Genomic DNA, 25,349 nt, shown 5'->3' with positions numbered 1-25,349 from the left:
TCCGAAGCAGTAATCAAAGCAAACTCAAGATTTAGCGCTTCCCCCCCTCTGCTTTTTATCTCACCCTTGAGAACTCTTGCCACATAGCGTTCCATTTGCGGTTTTTGCGCGATCTCCCTCACAATTTATTGACAATTCTCGACTATGTTCAGCGGGTCATTTAATTAAAGATCAGGAAAGAACATGAATAAGTATTTGGCTGAGGCTTTTGGCACGTTCTGGCTAGTGTTAGGCGGCTGTGGTAGCGCGGTGTTGGCTGCGGGTATCCCTGAAGTGGGTATTGGTCTGTTGGGCGTTTCTTTGGCATTCGGTTTAACCGTTCTGACGATGGCATTTGCTATCGGTCATATTTCAGGTTGTCACTTGAACCCTGCAGTGACAGTAGGCCTTTGGGCTGGCGGTCGTTTTGAGACAAAAGACGTTACGCCTTACATCATCTCACAAGTGATCGGCGGGCTTATCGCAGGTGGCGTGCTGTACGTTATTGCATCTGGACAAGCAGGATTCGATGTTGTGGGTTCTGGCTTTGCCGCCAATGGTTATGGTGAACACTCTCCAGGCCAATACTCGATGATCGCTGCACTTGTGACTGAAGTTGTCATGACGATGATGTTCCTGATTGTCATTATGGGTGCAACAGACAAACGTGCGCCACAAGGCTTTGCACCTATCGCAATTGGCCTGTGTTTGACTCTCATTCACCTGATCAGCATTCCTGTCACCAATACGTCAGTAAACCCTGCTCGTAGCACGGCAGTCGCAGTATATGTGGGTGACTGGGCGGTTTCTCAGCTATGGCTGTTCTGGATTGCGCCTATTGTGGGTGGCGTGCTTGGTGCGGTTATCTACAAAAACCTTCTTGGTAAAAAATCGAACGATTAATCGTTCCTAACTCCCAAAATCAAAAAAGCCGCTGAATTCAGCGGCTTTTTATTAAATTCTGTGTCGACCTAATAGCGAATGTGACAACGTCGTGCCATCAACAAGCTCTAGCTCCCCACCGACAGGCACACCATGCGCGATGCGGCTGGCATCAACTTGGTGCTCTTTACATAGCTCTGCGATGTAGTGGGCAGTGGCTTCACCTTCAACTGTTGGGTTTGTCGCCAAAATCACTTCGGTAATATCACCGCGACGTAAGCGGTAATCAAGGATATCCAATCCAATATCACTTGGACCAATACCATCTAATGGCGACAAATGCCCCATAAGAACAAAATACCGACCAGAATATTGGCCTGTTGCTTCAACGGCTGCGATGTCTGCCGGGCTTTCTACCACACAAATTTGACCATTTTCTTGGCGTTTTGGGTTGGTACAAATGTGACAGACTTCTTCTTCGGTGAAGGTTCGACACTCAGTACAATGACCTATTTCTGTCATTGCCTGACTAAGCGCATCTGCAAGCTGCAAACCGCCTTTTCTATCGCGCTGTAACAAATGAAAGGCCATACGCTGCGCTGACTTGGGGCCAACCCCAGGTAGACAACGTAAGGCCTCCATCAATTGCTCCAGCATATGACTGGTACGCATTAAAAGTCCGCTTAATTAAATATCAGCAGATTAGAATGGCATTTTCATACCTGGTGGTAGTTGCATACCGCCAGTTACAGAAGCCATTTTCTCTTTTTGAGTTTCTTCAACACGACGGGCTGCATCGTTGAACGCCGCAGCGATCAGATCTTCAAGCATTTCTTTGTCGTCTTCCATCAAACTTTCATCGATGTCAACACGACGTACGCTGTGACTACCAGTGATAGTAACTTTAACTAGGCCAGCACCAGACTCGCCAGTTACTTCCATATTCGCGATTTCTTCTTGAAGCTTTTGCATGCGATCTTGCATTTGCTGGGCTTGCTTCATTAGGTTGCCCATACCGCCTTTACCAAACATGTTTATCTCTCTGGTTTAATGAGGTGTTGCATCAATTAATGGGGTTATACCTTTGGGTTTTCAACCCCATTCCATTCGATTATTAGATAGGGCGCACACTATCTTTATCAAGCTCTGCAGCAAAACGACGTTCAATAAATTGAACATTTGGATCGTTTTCTAAACTGTTCAGCGCTTGCTGTAATTTCTCTTGGTAGAGCCTATCTCTCAGTTCAAGTGGTGTTTCTCCACTCTCCCCTATTTCGATGCTCATGTGGCACTCTTCACCTAACACGGTATTAAGTGCTTTGAGCAATTCGGCTTGAGCTCTATCAGTATTCAAATGAGCTTGGCTGCTTCTCAATAGTAACGAAACGGTTGCTCCTTCCTTACTATAATGAGAGTTTAGCGCAAGTTGCTCTACCAGCTTAGGGATCTCCATTAAGCTGATGAGCTTCGCCCATTCATTATGTTCTAATGACTCATCGATGAGCTTTTGTGCCATTTCAGGCGTTTTCTCATGCTCAAGTGCCTGCTTGAGCTGCGTAGGTGTCAGTTTTGTATTTACTTTTGTCTCAACAGGCTTGCTTGGACGCCAGCGATACGCTTCCTCAACTTGTGGCTCCGTCGACTTCGGAGCTGAGTTTGGCGACACCTGCGCGGAATTGCCATGCAATTGCGCTACTCGGTCGATAACCGATTCTGGTTGTGCAGATGCCGCTTTAGGCTTTTTTGAGCCACCACTTTGAGGAGTGCTCTGTTGTAGGCCTTGACGCTGAGAACGTAATTGGTGACGCAAACCGCTTAGACCGCCGCGCGCTGGTGTTGAAACGCTCTCTTGCACTTGTTGAGGTGGCGTTTCATGTTGCGGCGCTGGGTTTTCGCTCATCGGCGGCGCCATATCATACTGTGGTGGAACCGTCTCATATCCACTCGCTTGATACTCAGGTTGCGAACTGGATGAAGGTTGAGGCGCCGCTTGTGGTGTGCTTTGTGCTGGACTCGGCTGCTGAGCTCGAGGAGCCGCGGCTGTCTGAGCTGGCGCAGCCTTTGGTTGACTGGTACTTTGAGCCGGAGATGACGCTGGCTCGCAGTTACTAGAAACAACATTTGCCCCACTGTTACTTGATGGGCGGAACGCCAACATACGCAGCACAATCATTTCCAAACCGACTCGCCCATTTGGCGAGAGGGTCAAATCTTCACGACCTTTTAATGCAATTTGATAGTAAAGCTGAACGTCTTGCGGACTTAGTGCTTTACTCAACAACTCGATTTTTTCTGCATCTGGCTGCGCTCGGTCTAGCGACGCTGGCAGCGCTTGATACATCGCAATTCGATGAAGCTGTGTTGCGACTTGCTGCAACAAACCATCCCACTCAACACCATTTGCTGCTAATTGCTGGATTTTATCCATGGCTTGTTGAGGTTGCTTGCTGCTGATTGACTCTAGTAAGTGAATCGCTTGGTCGGTATCAATCGTCCCCAACATGTGGCTGACAATATCGGTTTGCACCGCACCGTTACCTAAAGCAATTGCTTGATCGGTCAAGCTAAGAGCATCACGCATACTGCCATCTGCAGCATGTGAAATCATACCCAGTGCTTTTGGTTCTGCCGATACTTGCTCTTGACCCAAAATGTAGTCAAGTTGCTGATGAATATCATCAACGCTGATTGGTTTCAGATGGAACTGTAGACAACGCGACAATATAGTGACAGGCAGCTTTTGTGGATCAGTTGTTGCGAGTAAGAACTTCACATACTCTGGCGGCTCTTCCAGGGTTTTCAACAACGCATTGAAAGAGTGACGCGATAGCATGTGCACCTCATCGATGAGGTACACTTTAAAACGTCCACGAGCAGGTTTGTATTGAACGTTGTCTAACAGTTCACGAGTGTCTTCAACTTTAGTACGTGATGCTGCGTCGATTTCAAGAAGATCGACAAAGCGACCTTCATCAATTTCACGACAAGTATCACACTTACCACAAGGTGTCGCGGTAATGCCGGTTTCGCAGTTCAAGCCTTTGGCAAACAGCCTACCGATACTCGTTTTACCCACACCACGAGTCCCGCTGAACAGATAAGCATGGTGTAAACGGTTTTGCGCCAGTGCGTTTTCCAACGCCGTCAGGACATGTTTTTGTCCGACAACTTGGTCAAACTGATTAGGACGCCATTTTCGCGCTAAAGCTAAATAACTCATTGAATGTATTAATGTCCTTCAAAATCGCAGATGCTGTACACGTTTAGACCTAGTGCTTCTAAACGTTTATCGCCACCGATTTCTGGTAGGTTGATAACGAACGCAGCGTGCTCAACTTCACCACCCAGTTGGCGAATCAGCTTAGTCGTCGCTTCAATAGTACCGCCCGTTGCCAATAAATCGTCGACAACCAGTACTTTGTCGCCTTCAACGATGGCATCTGTATGGATTTCTAGTGTATCAACGCCGTATTCAAGCTCATAAGATTGAGCAACAGTAGGGCGTGGTAGCTTGCCTGGTTTACGCACTGGTACAAAACCAACACCTAGCTCAAGCGCTAAAGGCGCGCCAAATAGAAAGCCACGAGCTTCCGTACCCACAACCTTGGTAAAGCCCATATCTTTGTAACGTTCAACAAGTAAGTTGATCGTCGCTTGGTATGCTTTCGCGTCTTCAAGAAGGCTCGTCACATCACGAAATAGAATGCCTGGCTTTGGGTAGTCTTGGATGCTTTTGATGCTAGATTTGATCAGTGAAATTGTTTCTGTAGTCATAATACCGATTTACTTAGATTGGCTCATCGCCCTCTCTAATCGCAGTATCACGAGGGCAACGAACAATAGGTTTTCACCGCTATGTGCTTATTTTCTTAAAAGTCACAGGCGCTGAAAATACAAACGCCCACTCGAAGAGCGGGCACACTATTCTCTACAATCTTAGTGATTTTCTTCTCGGTCAGCAACCAACTCAATCACAGGCAGACGCATAAACCAGCTGAGTAAAACGATTAGCATCACTAAAAGACCAATTTTTACCCAAACGAGGGGGACAACAACGATTGAAACCATGAAACTAAGCGCAATAAAAATCGCACCACGCTTTTTTACTTTTGAAGTAACAGCCCGATGCTTATGCCAATTGTCGAGAATGGGTCCAAACGTTTTGTGGTTATGTAACCATTGATGAAATGCGGGGCTACCACGCATAAAACATGCGCTAGCAAGCAAAATAAAAGGTGTGGTGGGTAAAAGTGGAAGGGCTATGCCGGCTATGCCGAGCACAATACAGAGTCCACCAACAGTATTGAAAAAGTAACGCTTAATACGAATGGTGAACTCCGGTACAAAATAGCTAGATTAAAAGCCTGCGTAACCATTCATTACACGAAGCCAGGTTAGCGTTGCAGGAAGTGTTGGGATCAAAAGAACTGCAATAAAACCTAAAAAGTAAAAAATATTATAAGGCTCTTTAAAATCTTTGTCTGCCATGATGTGTCTTCTCACTAGTTGACTTTGCTTCTCCCAAGGCACAGCGTTAAATTATCGTTGCACAAATGGGTCATTATTGTTTTAAGCGCTGACTATACATTAAACAGCCAAATCTAAACACCAGTAAAAAGTAAGGTTATTGAGCTAAACGTATGTTGTTTTGGTGGTTCTAAAAAGATAATAAGCAGCGTCAGGACGCTGCTTATTGGTTTGCAAGTCATAATTATACTAGTCGGGATTTCCGGGTAATACTTAAACTAAAACTTGAAGAACCTAAACACCCGATAGATAACTGTCCTGCAACACTAAGCGGTAAATCGCGGGTGATGAAGTTTTTCATACTTCCTCCCCCTAAACGGTTACCTGCTGCGATGTGTTGATTCGTATTTCCGTCAGACCAATGGCTATCTAAACCCGCAGGCAATATAGAGACCGAGGATGAAGCGAGGTCGGCGACACCAAACACAGCATTGACTGCACCCGCACACTCCGAACACTCAATTCCTTTTTCAATGATCCCTACCATGTCCTTGAGATCAGCACTGAAACTTTTCAAGTTACGGAGATAATCGTCAAACAATGCCCTAACGAGCAATGTCGTCGCAACTCCATCATTAGCTTGGGAAGCAGAATCAACGAGATAAAACGCAAATTGACCATTCATTAACCAACGATAATCGAAAACCAAGGGCATCACATCCGTCGATTGCAATAAACGGTACGAGCAGCGCCAATCTCCCTGAGCAGCATCCTTCTCTGGCAATAGCGCTTGCAGTAAATCTCTTGCCGCACTCGGATTCTGTTGTAAATATTCCAGATGCCAATACAGCTCTTGTTCATCTGGGATTTCACCACCATCATCAACTCTAAACCACTGACTTGAAAAGTCACGTTGTTCTGAGAAGTGACTATCGGTATCTTCTAGCGTATTCTCTATCGCCTGAGATAGGTGCTCATAATTACCTATCGGTTTAGGAAGAAAATCTTTAATACCAAATCGCAACGCTTTCGCGACATCGGACATTTCATCCGTGCCTGATACCACGATAAGCGGCATATATGGGTATTCGAGACTAACTTCTTCGACGAACTCGATACCATCTAAGACCGGCATCGATAAATCACATAAGATAAGATCGGGTTGGCATTCCCTGAGTTGTTGAAGCGCTTCTAGGCCGTTTTCTGCTTCTACTACTTTAAAACCCTGACTTTCTAAATAGGCATTGGTTACTTTACGAAATATTGGATCATCGTCCACCAACATTATTAGTTTTTGATTAATCACTTCCTGTGCCGAGACCATTGCCGTTTGACTGTGAGTCTTAAACATACCTTTATCCCTCACAAAGCTCAGTCAAAAAAACAGATTTATTATTAAGTCATTATTTTTGTTGTGTTTACTTCCAGCAAAACGTGTCACAGCAAGACCTGAGGCCGCTTCGCCTTGTTATAAAACTTAGCTCGGAAACTGCATTAATACAAATATTACGGCGTATAACAGTATTTACTCAAACAGGGTTGCTGTGTTCAAATGATGCAACATGTTGACTTAAAGCAAGCTTTGATCACAAAGTTAATTATAAATTAACCGTAATCGGTAATTTAATGTGTCTGGAAATATGAAATTAGATGACTTAAACCTGTTTCGACTGGTTGTCGAAAATGGGAGCTACACCGCAACTTCGCGAAAAACCATGATCCCGGTTGCGACCATCACCCGACGCATTCAAGCGCTAGAAGACTCTGTCAATCTTCGACTATTGAACCGTCATGCTCGCAAACTCTCGCTCACTGAAGCAGGGGAACGTTTTTACCATGAGTGCTCTCCTTTACTACAAAGGCTAACAACCGCAGCAGAGGAAATCACTGACGACTGCCGAGGAGCATCCGGCAAGATTAAGATATCCGCGCCTTACAACTTAACTAAACGAATGATGATGCCGATGTTCAACAGCTTTATGAAGCAGTACCCGGACATCAACATTGAGCTAACGACAGAGAATAATGCGGACAAGCTTGACCCTACTGAATGGGATGTAATTTTTCGAGTGGGACCTCAACGCGACTCTAGCCTCATCGCGCGTAAGATTGGCGAAGTGAAGGATATTCTCGTTGCAAGCCCTGACTATCTAACCTCGAATCCTGCGCCACATCATGCAGAAGAGCTCTCTAACCATTCATTGCTAAAAGGGTACCCGCTTATTAAGTGGACCTTGATTAATAGCAAAGGCGAGTCTGTGGTGAATGTTGACCGTGGTCGTTTTCAAGCAAACGCGCTCAATGTGGTGCGCAGCGCTTGTTCCGAAGGTTTAGGCATCACACTAATGCCAGATGTCATGATCAAAGAGTACATCGAGAGCGGCGATTTGGTACGCGTACTGCCAGATTGGAGTGCAAACCCGCGCGACATTTATATGCTTTACAACCACAAAGATCACCTGCCAGAGAAAGTTCGCCTCTTTATTGACTTTGTGATCGCTTATAACATTCACTAATTAGATAGCGAAAACAAAAACCAGAGCCGAAGCTCTGGTTTTTTTACGACTTAAGAAAGCGCATCCTATGCGCCTTCGTTATGAAGCTCTAGGTTTGCTAAGTCCTGTTGGATTTCAAGTTGTGTTTTCGCATCATCGTTACGAAGACCATCTAAAAAATCTAGGTATTGTTGGTCGATATCACCCGTTACGTATTCACCGTTAAACACGGAAGTATCGAACTGAGTAATGTCTTGATTTCCAAGACCTACAGCTTCTACCAAATCTTCTAGACGTTGATAAATAAGCGCATCGGCACCAATCTGCTTACAAATTGTATCGTTGTCACGGCCATGGGCAATAAGCTCTGTAGCACTTGGCATATCAATGCCGTATACGTTCGGGAAACGAACTTCAGGAGCCGCTGAGACCATGTACACTTTCTTGGCACCAGAATCACGAGCCATCTCAATAATCTGCTCTGACGTTGTACCTCGAACAATAGAGTCATCCACCAGCAACACATTCTTACCTTTGAATTCCGAACGAATAGCATTCAACTTGCGACGTACTGATTTCTTACGTTGTTGCTGGCCAGGCATGATAAACGTACGTCCAACATAACGGTTTTTCACGAAACCCTGGCGATAAGGGATATCGATCGCTTGAGCGATTTGCAGTGCAATGTCGCAAGACGTTTCAGGGATAGGAATGACAACATCGATATCAAGGTTTGCGTAATCTTCACGAATACGTTCGCCCAGCTTTTTACCCATTTCAACGCGAGCACTGTATACCGAAATTTTATCGATGAACGAATCTGGACGAGCAAAGTACACGAACTCGAAAATACAAGGGCTCAGCTTAGGATTATCTGCACACTGCTTCGTGTAAAGCTCACCGTCAAACGTTGCGTAAATCGCTTCACCAGGTGCAACATCACGGACGAAATCAAAACCGACCGCATCCAATGCCACCGATTCAGACGCAACCATGTACTCTGCTCTGCCGTTAACTTCACGCTTACCTAAACAGAGCGGGCGAATACCGTGTGGGTCACGAAATGCAATCATACCATGACCAATGATCATGGCGGTCACAGCATAAGCACCGCGAATTGTGCGATGAACATTGGTGACTGCGCGGAATACGTCTTCGGTCGTGACATTTCCTTTTACTGAGTCAATTTCGTGCGCCAGTACATTTAGTAATACTTCAGAGTCTGAAGTGGTATTGATATGACGGCGATCTTTTTCAAACAGCTTCTGACGAACTTCGTTGGCGTTAGTCAAGTTACCGTTGTGGGCAAGTGTAATACCGAAAGGAGAGTTTACGTAGAAAGGTTGAGCTTCTGAAGCGCTTGAACTGCCTGCTGTAGGGTAACGAACATGACCAATTCCGACCTCGCCTTGCAGGCGTTGCATGTGTCTTGCTTCAAATACATCCTTGACTAAACCGTTCGCCTTACGCAGACGAAAACGATTGCTTTCTATGGTACAAATACCAGCGGCATCTTGGCCACGATGCTGTAACACCGTTAACGCGTCATAAATAGACTGGTTTACAGGCGTTGTGCCCACGATTCCAACAATACCACACATGTCCTAATCCTCGATTTGCGACAGTAGCTGGCACTACTAGATAGTGCCAGACAGAAAACTTGATGTTGCTTGTAAATGCTCGAAGAATGGGGCGATGATACGGCTGAACTCAGGGATCAACTGTGAATCTTTCCACCAATCCGAGCTTGGGAATGCAGTAAACGCATCCATAAAAAACAGCACCGCAGAAACAATTAAGACTCCGCGTAGACCACCAAATACAATCCCGAGAATTCGGTCCGTACCTGATAGCCCTGTTTTTTGTACCAGTTGACCAATGACGTAATTCACCACTGCACCAACTACCAAGGTTGCGACAAATAACGCCGCGATCGCCGCTCCGTTACGAAACATATCATCTTCGATGTTGGTGAAGTACACCGCCAATTTGGCGTAGTAATTACTGGAGATAAAAAACGCTCCGAACCAAATCACCAAAGACAAAGCTTCTTTAGCAAAACCGCGAACTAAACTGATCAGAGCTGAAAATCCGATCACACCTAAAATGATAAAATCTATCCAATTCATCTTTTCTTCATCTTAAGTTGGCGCGCATTTTAACAGAAAAAATGCTGACGCAAACGTTTTCTTATGGATTTAATGGCTTAAATTTAAGCAATTGACCTTTTGAACCTGTAATTTTTTGTAATTCTTGAACTTGTCGTTCAAGTTTACTTTTTGACACATCAGGGCCAACAATCACTCTCGTAAACTCGTTTTCTTTCTTTGTGTGAGCTTGATAACCACGCTTTTGCAAATCCGCGACAAGCGCGACAGCATTTTCGTGATTCTTAAGTGCCATCAACTGAATGATCCAAGCTGAATCTTCATATTGATTTTTCTCTTGAACCGGACGAGTGACGACCTCAACTTGCTCTGGTTGTTTGATGACCTCAGGTTTAGATGTTGGCACTGGCTCGGGCTCAGAAACGGCTACTTGAGCATCCTCACGTTCTTGCACTACAGCTTCAACCGGAGAATCCGGTAACGTAATGTCGTCTTCCACTGGCTCTAATATTTCGAAGTTTTCCACATCACTATCAAGTTCTGGTTTGATAGGAATACTGGCAAATTCTTCTTTGTAGTGCAGTTTCTTACCATCTAGCACATCGGGAAGAACAATGACTCCGACTGCGACTAGAATGATGGTGCCGACTAAACGACTTTGGAATTTACTTGCCATCAAAATACCTTTACTTATTTATTATTTGATTGCCAATGTTCCAATACCTCTCCGACGGTATGGAATGAGCCAACCACCAGAATAACGTCTCCTGCCTTTGCGTGGCTTCTCGCACTCTCGAAGGCGTCAACAGGGTTTTCAAAATGAACTTGCCCATCAGGTAAGTATTGGCACAATTCATCAGCGGTCGCCGCTCTCGGTCCAGTAAGCGACGCTGGATACCATTGTGTTGCAACTGGAGTTAGCGCTTCAATGGTTGCTTTAATGTCCTTGTCATGCAGCATTGCAACCACAATATGGATATTCTTACCCAGATATTGTTGCTTCACTCTTTCTACCAAATACTCAGCAGAGTGCGGGTTATGAGCGACATCAAGGACTATTTCAGGTTCGTGATGCAGTACTTGCATACGCCCCGCCAAACGCGCATTATTCAAGCCATTGACAATATTTATGTCAGTGATTTGCAATTCCGAAGCCCCTAGTGCCATCAGTGCAGTGGCTGCATTTTGTAATGGTAGCGATGGGATTGGTAAATCCTCTAACTCAAATGCCCCACTGCTCCATTTCCAACCATTATCAGTTAGTTGGTAATCGTACTGAATACCTACTTGGAAGAACTCAGAACCAATATCGTCAGCATGAGCCGCCACGGTCGCTGGTGGCGTTGGTTGACCACAAATTGCTGGCTTCCCTGAACGGTAAATGCCCGCTTTTTCAAAGCCAATAACATTGATGTCATCACCAAGCCAATCCACATGATCGATCGCTAAGCTCGTAATAACAGAAACATCATGGTCAACAACGTTAGTGGCGTCTAGACGACCGCCAAGTCCTACTTCAAGTAAGACAACGTCAACTTTCTCTACTTGGAAAATACGTAGCGCAGCAAGTGTACCGAATTCAAAGAGGCTAAGGCTAATATCACCACGCTGCTTTTCTACATAATCGAATGCTTCACAGTGCTTTGCATCTACAACATCGACGCCATTAATGCGTACACGCTCGTTGTAACGAATCAGGTGCGGAGAACTGTAAACACCGACTGAATAGCCAGCATCAAGTAAAATGGCTTCCATTAACGCACACGTTGAGCCTTTGCCATTGGTTCCGGCAACGGTGATTACGGTTGGAGCTGGTTTGGTAAGATTGGCTTTGTTTGCTACCGCTTGGACACGGTCTAAGCCTAGATCAATTGCTGAGGAATGAATATTTGCTAAATAATCAAGCCACATCTCTAATGAAGATGTGGCTTGAGGAGTTGGGTTTTGGGTCATCTAACTTTAACCATTAAATTCTTTGGTTTTTATGTTAGTTGATACTTTACCCTTTTTCGTCCGCTTCTGGTACAGAATATGGCTCTTCATTTGGAGATTCGTTAACCGAAACCACCAAAGGAGACTTGTGGTTAGTCATCTTAGCGATAAGACCACCCACACGCTGACGCATTTCACGACGGTCAACGATCATATCAATAGCACCGTGATCAAGTAGGAACTCACTACGCTGGAAACCTTCAGGAAGATCTTCACGTACAGTTTGCTCGATTACACGACGACCAGCAAAGCCAATGAGGGCCTTAGGTTCACCGATGTTGATATCACCCAACATAGCCAAACTTGCTGATACACCACCCATTGTAGGGTCAGTTAGAACAGAAATAAACGGCAGACCTTTTTCTGATAAACGCTCAAGCGCAGCACTGGTTTTTGCCATTTGCATAAGAGACATTAAAGCCTCTTGCATACGAGCACCACCACTTGCTGAGAAACAAACAAGCGCACAGTTATTTTCAATGGCTGCATCCACTGCTTTCACAAAGCGAGCACCAACGACTGAACCCATTGAACCACCCATAAAGGAGAATTCAAACGCACACGCCACAAGCGGCAGACCAAGCAATTCACCCTGCATCACAACTAGCGCATCTTTCTCACCGCTATTTTTTTGTGCAGCAGAGATACGCTCTTTGTATCGTTTAGAATCTTTAAATTTCAGTTTATCCTGTGGCTCAAGTTCAGAACCTAATTCAACTCGATTACCTTCATCTAAAAATGTTTCCAAACGACGACGCGCTTTCATACGCATGTGATGGTTACACTTTGGACAAACTTCTAAGTTACGCTCTAGTTCAGCATGGTATAAAACCTGTTCACAAGAGGTACATTTAGTCCACACACCTTCTGGGATAGAAGCTTTGCGTGAACTTACTAGATTGCTTTTCTCTAAAATCTTTTCAAGCCAACTCATGGAAGACCTTTTCTCTCAACTCTTCCGCTTCATTGCGAAAGATATAAATTCGACATAATACCGACGGATTAAACCATATCTTGCAGCTACTGTAGATAAAAAACTGGTTGTACCTATTTTTGATATCGTAAATAGCGTATGTTTTCCGTTCACATTCAATGTAAACACTACCGATATTTTGAAATAAGTTTGTAAAATTAGTTCAAATTATCTGGTAAAAACAGTGGACCGATCGGCACTTCAGGTAACCCAAACTCTTCTGGGTAGTCTACATCTACCAGGTACAGACCTTCCGCTTTCGCTGTCGCACCCGCTAGTTTGCGATCTTTGGCTTCTAATAACCACTTGATCCATTCAGGACTCTCTTCGCCACGTCCAACTTTTATCAAGCTACCCGTGATATTACGAACCATATGATGCACGAACGCATTAGCTTTAATATCAATAACCACATAGTTCCCATGGCGCGTAACGTTCAGATGCATCAAGTTTCGAAATGGGCTGCGAGACTGACAATGCGCCGCGCGAAACGACGTAAAATCATTTTCGCCAAGTAGGAACTGCCCTGCTTCATGCATTTTTTTCTCGTCGAGCTCACCATGATAGTGACTAACCCCCGAGTTTAGGATGCCTGGACGTAAAGCATGATTGAAAATAATGTAACGATAACGGCGCGCTGTCGCTGAGAATCTTGCATGGAAATCATCTGAAACTTCTTGAGCCCAACGAACCGCTATATCGCTCGGCATGTTCGCGTTTGCGCCCATGGTCCAAGCTACCATTTTTCGAGTAACGTTGGTATCAAAGTGCACAACTTGTCCCGTGCCATGCACGCCTGCGTCTGTCCGACCAGCACACTGAACTTCAACTGGGTGATTAGCGACGACGGACAATGCTTTCTCTAGCTCTTCTTGGACACTTTTCACTTCTCTTTGGCGCTGCCAACCAAAGTAGTTTGTACCGTTGTACTCGATACCTAATGCGATTCTCATCTTAACCTTCGAACTCTAAAATGGGGCGGGAAGTATATACTCAAGTCACCTCAAGTTGCCAGTTTCACCAAGGGTGACATAAAGGTAGCATCCTACTAACGGGACACAAAAAGGGTAGCAAACGCTACCCTTTTGTTTCGGTTTATCGGCCATTAATGGCGTCAATCAGGCTTTTTGCTTCGCGGCGAATATCATCCTCACCGTAAACAATCGCCTCTTCTAGTAGTTTAATCGCCCCTTGAGAATCGTTCATCTCGAGATAGATTTTAGCCAAATCCAGTTTCCCAGCTGCTTCAGCATTGTTATCTACGTCAATATCGCCGATCTCACCGATAACATCTGGAAACTCGTTCAATCCGACATCGAGCTTAAGGTCTTCTTCTTCGAACTCACCACCTTCTCTGTCGACCTGAGCCATCAATTCATCAATCGTCATAAATTGATTTTTCTTCGGGTCGAAGTCATCCAAGTCGCTTTGCTCTGCCCAGTTTTCTTGCGCGATCTCTGGCTGACTTAGTGCATCACTCGAATTCCAAACATCACGCTGGTCCTCAGGCACTTCTTCAGTAGAACTTACGTTATCAGCAGCGGGTTTAAAACCATCCCAATCATCTCCAACATCAAGCATGGTTTCAAAATCCATACCTGCACTTGCGATGGTGTCACTGTCTAGTTTGCCTTCAAATACTTCTGAGTTTGCGTCTTCCGCAAGAAGGTTAGCCATTGATGATTCATCATCCAAATTACTGAGCGGCTCACCCTCTGTCGCTGTTGGCTGCACTTCTGGGTCAGTATCAAAGCCGTTTTGCTGCGCAAAGACTTCAAACAAAGCATCATGATCGTTATCGGCTTGAATAGCTGGTCTCGATGTCTCTGCTTCAACCTTAGGACTCTCTGGCGCACCCTCGTTCATTGACGCGAGAACATCTTCCTCATTGAACTCTGGAAGATCTTGGTCGTCAAAACTTAACTCCTCATCCTCACCGGAGATTGGTTCTATATCTGCAGTCTCAGAGCTCGGTAATTCTGGCTCTTCTTCCATCGACGCCAAGGCATCTTCTTCGCTGAACTCTGGCAAATCGAGCTCATCAAAATTGAACTCTTCTTCGGACTCAGCTGGCAAGTCGGCTTCAACCTGTTCTGGCTCAACGGACTCGGACGTTTCTAACGCAGGTTCGCCAGCCATAGACGCCAGTGCATCTTCTTCACTGAACTCAGGAAGATCCAGCTCGTCAAAATTGAACTCTTCTTCGGACTCGGTTGGTAAGTCAGCTTCGACTTGCTCTGGTTTAACGGACTCGGACGTTTCTAACTTCGGCTCATCCGCCATAGACGCCAATGCGTCTTCTTCACTAAACTCAGGAAGATCCAGCTCGTCAAAATTGAACTCTTCTTCGGACTCAGCTGACAAGTCGGCTTCAACTTGTTCTGGTTTAACGGACTCGGACGTTTCTAACTTCGGCTCATCCGCCATAGACGCCAATGCGTCTTCTTCACTAAACTCTGGCAAATCGAGCTCATCAAAATTGAACTCTTCTTCGGACTCAGTTGGTAAGTCAGCTTCGACTTGCTCTGGCTCAACGGACTCGGACGTTTCTAACTCCGGCTCATCCGTCATAGACGCCAATGCGTCTTCTTCACTAAACTCAGGAAGATCCAGCTCATCAAAATTGAACTCTTTTTCGGACTCGGTTGGTAAGTCAGCTTCGACTTGCTCTGGTTTAACGGACTCGGACGTTTCTAACTCCGGCTCATCCGCCATAGACGCCAATGCGTCTTCTTCACTAAACTCAGGAAGATCCAGCTCGTCAAAATTGAATTCTTCTTCTGAATCGTTGGTCGACTCAGTTTCCGGCTCCAATTCAGGCTCATCCAGTAGCCAATCTTCTTCTTGTGGAACACCGAATTCATTTTCTATTGTATTTGGTGTCGGCGTGAAGGCTGGAATGTCTTCCTCTTGCTCAACGTGAGGCTGTACCTCAGCATCGGACTCCACGGATGGTTCTTGTGTTGAATCAGTATCGGTAGCCTCTTGTTGTAGTGATGAAACTTCCTCTATCTCCGCTTGTGTTTTTTCAACTTGCTGCGGTAAATCGTCTTCACTATCAAATAGAGCGTCAAGTTCAGCAGAAAAATCCGCTTTTTCTTGTTCTGTTGGCAGAAGCTCTTCACTGTCTGACTCAAATAGGTCGTCTAGCTCGCTCATTAAAGGATCATTCTCTGGTGAGAGGTCCTCTAAATCACCAAGAAATTCATCGCTGCTAAATGGCTCTGAAGTAGCTTCTGGCTCGGTTAATGGTTGATCTTCTACAGCTTGTTGCGTGTCTGGCTGGCTTTCACTTAATAAAGCGTCGATGTCCAACCCAGACTCAATGTCCTGATCTTCATGAGTTTGTTCTGACTCAACTACGGAAGATGGCTTTTCGTCGGCGTCTGGCTCACCAAAACCAAGTGATTTCAGTAATTCTTCCTCTTCCGATTTATTCTGCTCTGGGCTCTCGTCCTCTCGAATCAGATCATCAAACGGATCTAAATCAGCTTCAGTCTCTTCATCAAGTTCAGCGGTAACATCATCAATGAGTTCATCCAGTAAGTCTGTGCTATCTGCGTCTAACTCTTCGATCGAGTCATCACCTTCAAAACCAGAGATTGCTTCTAGCTCGTTTAGTGGATCAAACTCGTCTGTGTCATCTTCATCAAAATCAATGAGTTCATCGAGTAGCTCTGTACTGTTTTCATCTAGAACAGGACCTTCATTGGCGTCAGCTTCTCGAACTTCCGATTCGCTAGCCGGTTGTTCATACTGGGCCAATAGCTTATCGATATCGTCGTCAGATGCCTCTCCTACACTAAAGTCATCATCCGAAACGGGCTGTTTTAACTCAGGCTCATCAGTATCTAAATCGAAGTCATCGTTGCCAAGTTCAGCAAACAAGTCATCAAGCATATCCTGGTCGACAGTGTCACTTGGTAACTCTTCTGACGGCTCATCGGCTGCAAGTAACTCGGCAAATGCGTCGTCTGAAAGCGAGTCTGATTTCTCATTCGCATCATCCGAAAGATCGAAGCCAGACTCATCGTCATCGAGCACTTCTAGTTCTGGAGCAACCTCATCTAAGGCTCGCTCCATTTCTTCTAAACCAAGCGCTTTTTCTTCGCCGTTGACTTGGATACCATTGTTCGATGATTCAAACTCATCCAGACCAACATCTAGGTCGCCGTCATCGCCAATATCTGCAAATGGGTCATCGTCCCCTTCCAGATTGAAATCAAGTTCTTCATCGTCGAGGTTAGCAAAGACGTCTTCTTCTAAATCTGGCTTCTCTTCTTGTAAAGACTGTGCGTTGATATCTTCATCTGCAAACAATTCATCATCAAGCGTGAGCTCTTCATCCAGCTCATCCGCCGCCGCTAAACCGATTGGCGCCGCAAGAGGATCAACGTTTTGCTGTTCCTGCGCAGCCGCTTCTTCCTCTTTCGCTTTAGAGCGTCGACCAAGCAGCATAACAACTAGCAACGCAATCAAAGCACCAGGAATTAATGCCGCAAGACCAACAAGCCAACCATTAGACAAAATTTTGTCCATGGTGCTTGGTTGCATGCGCTGTTGTTCAGCAAGGCGCTGGCGCTCTTCAGCAAGCAGTTTCTCGACTTCTGAGCGAATGCGTTCTTCGTCATTCAGCTCGCTTTTCAAAGTTTCGACTTCGCTTTGCACTTCTGACAGCATCAATCGAAGACGATGGTTCTTCTCTTCTAATGACTCTAATTCACTTTGTGAGCCTTGAAGTTTGTCCTTTAGCGCACTGACCTGCTTTTCACCCTGCGGAGAGGTGGTTACTGGTGGCGCAGGGATGACGGGTATTGTTTTCGGAGTTGGTTTTGGCTCCGTTGCTGCCACTGTCTCTCGCTTAGCCGCAGGCTTGGGTTCTACTTTAATTTGTGGCTTTGGTTGCTCGGTGACTCGTTGTGCTGGCGTCGCTCTATTTGTCGGCTTCGGCTGTTTTAACTTAGCTTCATGCGCCTTCATAATCGCAACAGCTTGCGCTGTGGTCGCGCTTTGCACTTGCTCTAGAGAAGGTACTCGTAGCCGACTACCTGGGATCAATTCATGAATGTTTTGGTTCTCAAACGCTTGAGGGTTAATTCGGTAAATGGCAAGAAGCGTTTGTTGAACGGTAACACCGCGTGAAGGTCGTAATTCTGAAGCGATCGACCATAGTGTTTGATTTTCACCAGTCGGACCAAAGAAACGTGACGGTTGAGTATTCGCAGGAGGAGCAGGTAATGCTCGCTCAATATCTTCAGCATAGCTCGGAGATGATTGCACTTCACCAGACGGTCCAACAAGACGAATTCCTTCGGCTTGAACCACTGATGATGTCTGAGTCGCGCTCATCAACACAAGGGCTGCTAACAAACGCTTATAATTTTGACGCATAGAAGGCTCAGTTTTGTGCTAAATACAATTTGAAATGGTGATCGGTTAAATATATCGGATATCGCATGCAAAACTATAGCGTTGAGAATAAAAAATGTGTGGCTCTCGCCATATTCGTACTAATCTCACACTATTTTGTTTCGTTCGTACAAAAAAGCCTCGCACTGTGCGAGGCTTTGAAATGAATTGTAAACGACTTAGTAGTAATCGCGGATCAGAACTTCTGCGATTTGCACCGCGTTAGTTGCCGCGCCTTTACGCACGTTATCAGCAACAACCCACAGGTTTACTCCGCTATGATGGCTGATATCGTTACGGATACGGCCAACCATTACATGGTCTTTACCGCCCGCATCGCGAACTTGTGTAGGGAAGTCTTCACCGTGGAACACTTCGATACCGTCAGTTTGTTCAAGCAAGTTAACGACTTCTTGTGCATCGATAGGTGAACGAGTCTCAATGTGAAGTGCTTCTGCGTGACCGTAGAATACAGGAACACGTACACACGTTGGATTGACTGTGATTGATGGATCGTTAAAGATCTTCTGTGTTTCCCACACCATTTTCATTTCTTCTTTGGTGTAGCCGTTTTCCATCATTTGATCGATTTGTGGAATACAGTTAAACGCGATCTGTTGAGAGAATTGCTTCTTGTCTGCAGGCAGACCGTTTAGCAGCTTCGCCGTTTGACCTGCTAGCTCATCGATACCCGCTTTGCCTGCACCAGACACCGATTGGTAAGTTGATACGTTAATACGCTCAATACCCACCGCATCGTGAATTGGTTTTAGTGCCACCAGCATTTGGATGGTTGAACAGTTCGGGTTCGCAATGATGTTACGGTTACGAAACTCTGCAATCGCTTCTGGGTTTACTTCTGGCACAACAAGAGGAATGTCGTACTCGTAACGGAAGTGTGATGTATTGTCGATAACAATCACGCCTTCATCAGCGGCAATTGGAGCCCACTTGGCTGATAGCTCACCACCAGCAGAAAACAGTGCGATATGCGCTTGAGACCAATCAAACTCTTCTACGTTTTGAACGCGTACAGTTTTACCATTGAAGCGGTAAGTCTTGCCTTCGCTGCGCTCACTCGCGAGTAGGAAGATTTCGCCTACTGGGAATTTGCGCTCTTGAAGCACATCCAAAATTGTTTCACCGACCGCACCGGTCGCACCTAAAATGGCAACATTATATTGCTGGCTCATTGACTTACCTCAATCTGAAAACCTAGTTCTGCTAATGGAGCAAGGTTACATGTTTTGTTACCCACTAGCGTGACAGCGCTGTATTCACGGCGATCCCAGTAGTTTTTACGCATCAGGTCAAAAGCGCCTGGCTTACTGATTTCACGGCGGAAAAGAGCGTCATCTCTACGCACATCATAGATTAACTGCGTGATGTTATGCAGTGTTGCTTCGTCCCAAGCTCTGTCCAATACCATAGTAGGAACAGGCGCGGTTGGCAGTAAATCGCTGGCATGCGCACGTAATTCGTTATTTAAGAACTCACAGTAGCTGTTGAAAATCATCGTTGTACCGCGAGCTTTCCCTTCCAAGCCGTAGCCTGCAACGTGAGGGGTTGCGAATGCTAGCAGAGGCAGAAGCTCCATATCAACCTCTGGTTCAAATTCAAATACGTCGAGTGCCGCTGTAAAGCCATCATTTTTCAAAAGACGTTGCTTCAAAGCAGCGTTGTCAACGATGGGACCTCGAGCCGCGTTAATCAAAATTTGATCGCTGCGGAGACCATTTAACACCTTCTCATCAATCAAATGATGCGTTGGGTATGGGCCATCTTTGGTGATTGGCGTATGTAGTGTAATGATGCCTGAGCTTTCAATCAGTTCTGTCAACGGAGTAAAGCTACGAGGATCACCAGCCTCTTGTTTGAATGGGTCATTGATGAGAACTTTAATACCCATGCCTTTCAAACATTTCTCTAGGTAGCTACCTACTTGGCCTGCACCAATAATACCTACCGTCTTGTCAAATACCGAGAAACCTTGTTGCTGAGCGAGCACCATCATCACGCTGAACGCGTATTCCGCCACACCCACTTTGTTACACCCTGGCGCCGCAGTGAAGAAAATGCCTTTCTCTTTTAAGAGTGCTTGGTCAACATGATCCATGCCTGCCGTGGCCGTACCAACAAACTTCAGCTTGTTTGCTTTGCTGATCAGGTCAGCATTCACTTTGGTGACTGAGCGAATCATTAGGGCATCAACATCCACTAAATCATCGGCGGTCAGTGTACGACCTGGTTTTAGAATTACGTTACCGAGTTGGCTGAATAGTTCTTCAGCATACGGCATATTTTCATCAACAATAATTTTCATAGCGCCAGCGTTCTAACATCCATTTGTAAGAGTTCGTTTATTCGCAAGATGCGAAACTAAAGCGATTGTGCCCTTTTCCCGAAAAATCTCAAGATATAACACCAATAAACCTCAAGGAGGTAACTCCTATAGAATCGATTGACGGGAAGCCTAGAGAAAAGCAGAAACAGAGAAAAGAAAAAGCCCGGCTAAATAGCCGGGCAAAGTTCCAGAACAAAAGGATCCTATCCCGCTCTCCATGGGATAGAGTCTGCGTCTGTTCGATCAGTGTGACTGATCAAGCTCTGGAAACTGGATTGTTGGCGTTTACAGTACTCTCGCAAGGCGCCAACAAATTCAGTTAACCTTGGTACTTTTTAATAACCAAAGTTGCGTTTGTGCCGCCAAAGCCAAAGCTGTTTGACATTACGGTCGTTAGCTCTGCATCACGTGCTTCTGTCACGATGTCCAGACCTTGTGCTGCTTCGTCCAAGTTTGAAATATTGATGCTTGGAGCAATGAAGTTTTTGTCTAGCATAAGTGTTGAGTAAATTGCTTCGTGCACGCCCGCTGCGCCGAGTGCGTGGCCAGTCATTGCTTTTGTTGCAGAGATTGCAGGGCTGTTCTCACCAAACAATTGTTGGATAGCACCAAGCTCTTTCACGTCACCAACTGGTGTCGATGTACCGTGCGTGTTGATGTAATCCACACCATCAACGTCTTGCATCGCCATCTTCATACAACGAATTGCGCCTTCACCTGATGGCGCTACCATGTCGTAGCCATCTGATGTCGCACCGTAACCTACGATTTCACCGTAGATTTTCGCGCCACGTGCCAGTGCGTGCTCTAGTTCTTCAATAACCAGCATGCCGCCGCCGCCCGAGATAACAAAACCGTCACGGTCTGCATCGTATGTGCGAGATGCTTTGTCTGGCGTGTCATTGTATTTGGTTGACAGTGCGCCCATCGCATCAAACATCATAGTTTGAGACCAATCTAGCTCTTCGCCGCCACCAGCAAAAACAATATCTTGTTTGCCTAGTTGAATAAGCTCCATAGCATGGCCGATACAGTGTGCAGATGTTGCACATGCAGAGCTCATTGAGTAGTTCACGCCACGAATCTTAAATGGCGTAGCAAGACAAGCAGAAACAGTAGAAGACATAGTACGAGGAACCATGTAAGGACCAACTCGCTTTACGCCTTTTGCACGCATCGTGTCTGTCGCTACCGTTTGATTGTATGCAGAAGCACCGCCAGAACCTGCAACGATACCGGTACGATCGTTTGAAACCTGCTCTTCTGTAAGACCAGCGTCTGCGATTGCCTGCTCCATTGATAGGTATGCATAAGCAGCCGCATCACCCATAAAGCGCATCTGCTTACGGTCGATGTGTTCCGCCGGGTTGATTTTTAGGTCACCCCATACTTGCGAACGAAGACCGTGTTCTTTGAACTGCTCAGATGCAGTGATGCCAGATTTGCCCGCTTTAAGAGACGCTAGAACTTCTTCGACGTTGTTACCGATACTTGAAACAATACCCATACCGGTGATTACGACTCGTTTCATTATGACATTCCTATAATTCAAAAATCCGCTAGATGATAACTAAGATAGTCAACAAAAGTGGTCAGCTTTCCCATAAATTCGTACAATCGCCCCATTCTTACCGCGCCAAATCACAAATTTGCACCATTATGACTTCAATAAAAAACGCAGAACTTGGTTGGAACGAAGCTGGTACTCCGGTTTCAGACCAATTTGATGATGTTTACTTCTCTAACGTAAACGGTCTTGAAGAGACACGCTACGTTTTCTTAAAACAAAATCATCTCCCAGAAAGATGGCAGGAATTTGACCAAAGACGTTTTGTCATTGGTGAAACAGGATTTGGCACGGGATTAAACTTCTTAGCAGTATGCCAGTGGTTTAGTGAGTTTCGTCGTCAGCATCCGGACGCAACATTGAAAGAGCTGCATTTTATTAGCTTTGAAAAATACCCATTAAGCAAAGCCGATTTAAAGAAGGCGCATGAAGCTTGGCCTGAGCTAGCTGAATACGCGGAAAAGTTACAAAAGCACTACCCTGCCGCTGTGCCGGAGTGTCATCGCATTGTTTTAGAAGACGGCGCAATCACACTCGACCTTTGGTTTGGTGACATTAAAGACTGCATGCCGCAAGTCCCATACAACGAACAAGGTTTGATTGATGCTTGGTTCTTAGATGGATTCGCGCCAAGCAAAAACCCAGAGATGTGGAACCAAGGCCTGTTCAACAACATGGCAAAGCTAGCCAAGCAAGATTGTACAGTTGCCACGTTTACCGCAGCAGGCTTTGTACGTCGTGGTTTGAACGAAGCTGGCTTTACAATGAAAAAGGTGAAAGGTTTCGGCACTAAGCGAGAAATGATCGCCGGCTCTATGGAGCAACGTGAAAAGCAGTCGAACCATCTCCCTTGGTTCAATCGCACAGCATCTAGCAATCTTGATTCGATTGCCATCATTGGTGGTGGTATAGCCAGCGCGGCGTTAGCGAAAACGTTAGTTCGTCGTGGCCAAAACGTCACCCTTTACTGTAAAGACAAACAACCAGCCAAAGGAGCTTCAGGCAATCGACAAGGAGCCGTTTATCCGCTGCTTAATGGCCCGCACACGGGTGTTTCACGAGTGTTTGCTCCTGCATTTTTGTTCGCACGTCAGTTTGTTGAACAAGCAGCACAAGAGATCGATTTTGATCATGACTGGTGTGGCGTAACTCAGTTGATGTGGGATGACAAATCCACAGACAAACTGGAGAAAATGCTTGCGGGTAACTTCACTCCAGAGCTCATTCAAAAGCTGTCCGCCGAGGAAACTGCGAACACTATCGGGTTACCTATTGATATGGCGTCTGTGCACTACCCAATGGGAGGGTGGCTGTGCCCTGCCGAGTTAACTCGCGGGTTAATTAAACAATTGGAGCAGACGTCGTTACTCTCAACGAAGTTTGAACACCATGTTGAGGCATTAGATTGGGATGAAAAGCGTCAGCTCTGGCTACTAACGGCGAGTGGTCAAACATTTGAGCACTCAACGGTTGTGATTGCGAACGGCCATGAGTTCCAGGCATTGAGTCAAACCGCTTCCCTCCCAATGGGGCAGGTGAAAGGACAAGTCAGTCATGCGCCAGCAACCGAAACGCTGAGTCAGCTGAAAACGGTGTTGTGTTACGACGGTTACATGACACCTGTTAACCCAAGTAATCAACACTTGTGTATCGGTGCAAGCTACGACCGCAGTCACCTTGACTACGAATTTGATGAAAACGCCCAAAAAGATAATGCAGAAAAGCTAGTGAAATGTGTACCGAATCAAACATGGGCAAAAGAGGTAGATATCACTGGTAATCAATCTCGCCAAGGTATTCGTTGTGTTAGCCGAGATCACTTACCATTTGTCGGAAATGTGGGTGACTTTGAGACGATCAAAACGCAATACGCCAACTTGCAAAATCACAAAGCAGAAGAGGTAGAAACCATTCATCAGTACCCTAACCTATTCTGCTTCTTAGGTTTAGGATCTCGTGGACTGAGCTCTGCACCATTATTAGCTGAAGTGGTGGCCTCCCAGATCTGTGGGGACCCGCTGCCATTACCTGTTGATGTATTGACCGAACTTCACCCAAGTCGAATGTGGATTCGTAAACTAAGAAAAGGCAAAGCCATTACCGAGCTGTAAGAGTATTCTCTCGTTTTAATTCCCGACACAGATACGTGTCGGGAATCGCTAACTCATTAAGTCGCTCGTACTGAGATTACTTCAGCAGTGCAACTGCCTGTTTCACTTGCTCTGCCACTTCTGGGTTTACAACCTTACCCGATTCCACGTCAAAATTTTCGTAGAAGCTCGGCACAGATAACGATGCCTTTACATCCGCGCCAAAAAATTGAGCAGAACCTGTCGCCGCCGCAAGAACACTTTGTGCACCACCGGGACCTGGGGAAGTTGCTAAATAAACGACAGGTTTGTTTTGAAATACATTACGCTCAATGCGCGTCGCCCAATCGAACAAGTTTTTATAGGCCGCTGGGTACGAACCGTTGTGCTCTGCGAAGGAAACAACGAGAGCGTCAGCCTCCGCCAAGTCACGTAAAAACGCGACAGCCCCTTCAGCTTGACCTATTTCTTTCTCTTTGTCCTCGCTAAACATTGGCGCTTGATAATCGTTTAAGTCTAGAACATTCACTTGAGCGCCTTCGACTTGATTTGCTGCGTATGTAGCAAGTAGTTTGTTGATTGAGGTAGAGCTGGTAGATGCACCAAATGCGACAATTTTCATGGTTGTAATCCTTTGTTCACATCTTATGCTGATCAGAATAAAAGTTGAACAGTTTCGCTACAACCACAAAAATTTTATGGAGAGGTTCGAATTTTTCGAAGTAGTAAATTACTAGGATTAAATAAAGGGAGAACGCTGCTTAGGGATTAAGCCTGAGCCTGGAGCTCTTGCCACAAATCACTGACAATTACGCGATCGGCCGGGCTTAACTCGGTACGCGCATCTTCTAAGCTGCTCTCAATGCGTGACTTCAGCTCAGTAATATCGCTAATCCCTTCTTCTTCACAAGACGCCGCAGACAAAGAGATGTGACCACGTAAATAACCACCAGCAAACAATTCATCGTCAGATGCTGTTTCAATTCGAGCATCAATCAGTTCCAGTAGTTTTTCTTCAAATTCAATAATCATGGTGTATCTCT

At 45.6% G+C, this 25,349-nt stretch carries 22 protein-coding genes; 3 read left to right on the top strand and 19 right to left on the bottom strand.

The window, feature by feature from the left end:
• Window positions 1-183: 183 nt before the first annotated feature.
• Window positions 184-882 (top strand): aquaporin Z, encoded by a 699-nt coding sequence (gene aqpZ / locus L3V37_RS13585; protein WP_237306469.1) that lies wholly within the window; start codon window positions 184-186, stop codon window positions 880-882.
• A gap of 51 nt (window positions 883-933) precedes the next feature.
• Here aqpZ and recR read toward each other — a convergent pair whose 3' ends face one another.
• The 7 genes from recR to L3V37_RS13555 form a co-directional block, all read right to left on the bottom strand.
• Window positions 934-1,533, bottom strand: coding sequence for a recombination mediator RecR (recR, locus tag L3V37_RS13580; protein ID WP_237306468.1), 600 nt, complete (start codon window positions 1,531-1,533; stop codon window positions 934-936).
• Between the two features lie 30 nt (window positions 1,534-1,563).
• Window positions 1,564-1,893, bottom strand: coding sequence for a YbaB/EbfC family nucleoid-associated protein (locus tag L3V37_RS13575; protein WP_005380618.1), 330 nt, complete (start codon window positions 1,891-1,893; stop codon window positions 1,564-1,566).
• 82 nt (window positions 1,894-1,975) lie between these two features.
• Complete coding sequence (gene dnaX, locus L3V37_RS13570) at window positions 1,976-4,081, bottom strand: DNA polymerase III subunit gamma/tau (RefSeq protein WP_237306467.1); 2,106 nt, start codon at window positions 4,079-4,081, stop codon at window positions 1,976-1,978.
• A gap of 8 nt (window positions 4,082-4,089) precedes the next feature.
• The gene (gene apt, locus L3V37_RS13565; RefSeq protein WP_005380615.1) at window positions 4,090-4,635 is read right to left on the bottom strand and encodes an adenine phosphoribosyltransferase; all 546 of its coding nucleotides are present in this window, start codon (window positions 4,633-4,635) and stop codon (window positions 4,090-4,092) included.
• A 162-nt stretch (window positions 4,636-4,797) separates the two neighbouring features.
• Complete coding sequence (locus L3V37_RS13560) at window positions 4,798-5,190, bottom strand: YbaN family protein (protein ID WP_031779047.1); 393 nt, start codon at window positions 5,188-5,190, stop codon at window positions 4,798-4,800.
• Between the two features lie 27 nt (window positions 5,191-5,217).
• Window positions 5,218-5,349 carry a hypothetical protein gene (locus L3V37_RS24195; RefSeq protein WP_005380608.1) on the bottom strand — a complete coding sequence of 44 codons (132 nt, stop codon included), beginning with the start codon at window positions 5,347-5,349 and terminating at the stop codon, window positions 5,218-5,220.
• 223 nt (window positions 5,350-5,572) lie between these two features.
• A complete protein-coding gene (locus tag L3V37_RS13555; protein WP_005380606.1) occupies window positions 5,573-6,679 on the bottom strand; it encodes a response regulator in 1,107 nt (368 codons plus the stop codon).
• 289 nt (window positions 6,680-6,968) lie between these two features.
• Between L3V37_RS13555 and L3V37_RS13550 the strand changes: the two genes are divergently transcribed.
• Entirely contained in the window at window positions 6,969-7,844 is an 876-nt protein-coding gene (locus tag L3V37_RS13550; RefSeq protein WP_005384959.1) for a LysR family transcriptional regulator, read from the top strand.
• A gap of 65 nt (window positions 7,845-7,909) precedes the next feature.
• Here the strand turns inward: L3V37_RS13550 and purF are convergent, their stop codons facing one another.
• The 10 genes from purF to fabB form a co-directional block, all read right to left on the bottom strand.
• Window positions 7,910-9,424, bottom strand: coding sequence for an amidophosphoribosyltransferase (gene purF / locus L3V37_RS13545; protein WP_237306466.1), 1,515 nt, complete (start codon window positions 9,422-9,424; stop codon window positions 7,910-7,912).
• Between the two features lie 36 nt (window positions 9,425-9,460).
• A complete protein-coding gene (locus L3V37_RS13540; protein WP_005380590.1) occupies window positions 9,461-9,952 on the bottom strand; it encodes a CvpA family protein in 492 nt (163 codons plus the stop codon).
• Window positions 9,953-10,013: 61 nt separating this feature from the next.
• Window positions 10,014-10,607 (bottom strand): SPOR domain-containing protein, encoded by a 594-nt coding sequence (locus L3V37_RS13535; protein ID WP_005380588.1) that lies wholly within the window; start codon window positions 10,605-10,607, stop codon window positions 10,014-10,016.
• Between the two features lie 14 nt (window positions 10,608-10,621).
• Complete coding sequence (gene folC / locus L3V37_RS13530) at window positions 10,622-11,884, bottom strand: bifunctional tetrahydrofolate synthase/dihydrofolate synthase (RefSeq protein ID WP_237306465.1); 1,263 nt, start codon at window positions 11,882-11,884, stop codon at window positions 10,622-10,624.
• Between the two features lie 46 nt (window positions 11,885-11,930).
• Complete coding sequence (accD, locus tag L3V37_RS13525) at window positions 11,931-12,857, bottom strand: acetyl-CoA carboxylase, carboxyltransferase subunit beta (RefSeq protein ID WP_005380583.1); 927 nt, start codon at window positions 12,855-12,857, stop codon at window positions 11,931-11,933.
• A 197-nt stretch (window positions 12,858-13,054) separates the two neighbouring features.
• A complete protein-coding gene (truA, locus tag L3V37_RS13520; protein ID WP_025767185.1) occupies window positions 13,055-13,849 on the bottom strand; it encodes a tRNA pseudouridine(38-40) synthase TruA in 795 nt (264 codons plus the stop codon).
• 142 nt (window positions 13,850-13,991) lie between these two features.
• Window positions 13,992-18,287 carry a FimV/HubP family polar landmark protein gene (locus L3V37_RS13515; RefSeq protein ID WP_237306464.1) on the bottom strand — a complete coding sequence of 1,432 codons (4,296 nt, stop codon included), beginning with the start codon at window positions 18,285-18,287 and terminating at the stop codon, window positions 13,992-13,994.
• Window positions 18,288-18,484: 197 nt separating this feature from the next.
• A complete protein-coding gene (locus L3V37_RS13510) occupies window positions 18,485-19,498 on the bottom strand; it encodes an aspartate-semialdehyde dehydrogenase (RefSeq protein ID WP_005380562.1) in 1,014 nt (337 codons plus the stop codon).
• Window positions 19,495-20,628, bottom strand: a complete 1,134-nt coding sequence (locus L3V37_RS13505) for a 4-phosphoerythronate dehydrogenase (RefSeq protein WP_237306463.1) — start codon at window positions 20,626-20,628, stop codon at window positions 19,495-19,497. The genes L3V37_RS13510 and L3V37_RS13505 overlap by 4 nt, the downstream gene beginning before the upstream one ends.
• A 340-nt stretch (window positions 20,629-20,968) precedes the next feature.
• Window positions 20,969-22,180 (bottom strand): beta-ketoacyl-ACP synthase I, encoded by a 1,212-nt coding sequence (gene fabB / locus L3V37_RS13500; RefSeq protein ID WP_005380557.1) that lies wholly within the window; start codon window positions 22,178-22,180, stop codon window positions 20,969-20,971.
• 128 nt (window positions 22,181-22,308) lie between these two features.
• On the opposite strand from fabB, the gene mnmC reads away from it, so the two are divergent.
• Window positions 22,309-24,327 (top strand): bifunctional tRNA (5-methylaminomethyl-2-thiouridine)(34)-methyltransferase MnmD/FAD-dependent 5-carboxymethylaminomethyl-2-thiouridine(34) oxidoreductase MnmC, encoded by a 2,019-nt coding sequence (gene mnmC, locus L3V37_RS13495; RefSeq protein WP_237306462.1) that lies wholly within the window; start codon window positions 22,309-22,311, stop codon window positions 24,325-24,327.
• Window positions 24,328-24,403: 76 nt separating this feature from the next.
• Here the strand turns inward: mnmC and L3V37_RS13490 are convergent, their stop codons facing one another.
• On the bottom strand, window positions 24,404-24,928 hold the full coding sequence (locus tag L3V37_RS13490; protein WP_005380552.1) for an NADPH-dependent FMN reductase: 525 nt from the start codon (window positions 24,926-24,928) through the stop codon (window positions 24,404-24,406).
• Between the two features lie 146 nt (window positions 24,929-25,074).
• A complete protein-coding gene (locus tag L3V37_RS13485; protein WP_005380548.1) occupies window positions 25,075-25,338 on the bottom strand; it encodes a YfcL family protein in 264 nt (87 codons plus the stop codon).
• Between the last annotated feature and the right edge of the window lie 11 nt (window positions 25,339-25,349).

Source organism: Vibrio sp. D54, assembly GCF_021728075.1.
Lineage (GTDB): Bacteria > Pseudomonadota > Gammaproteobacteria > Enterobacterales > Vibrionaceae > Vibrio > Vibrio alginolyticus.
The sequence above is the reverse complement of the archived record's forward strand: the minus strand, read 5'-3'. Positions and strand labels throughout refer to the sequence as shown.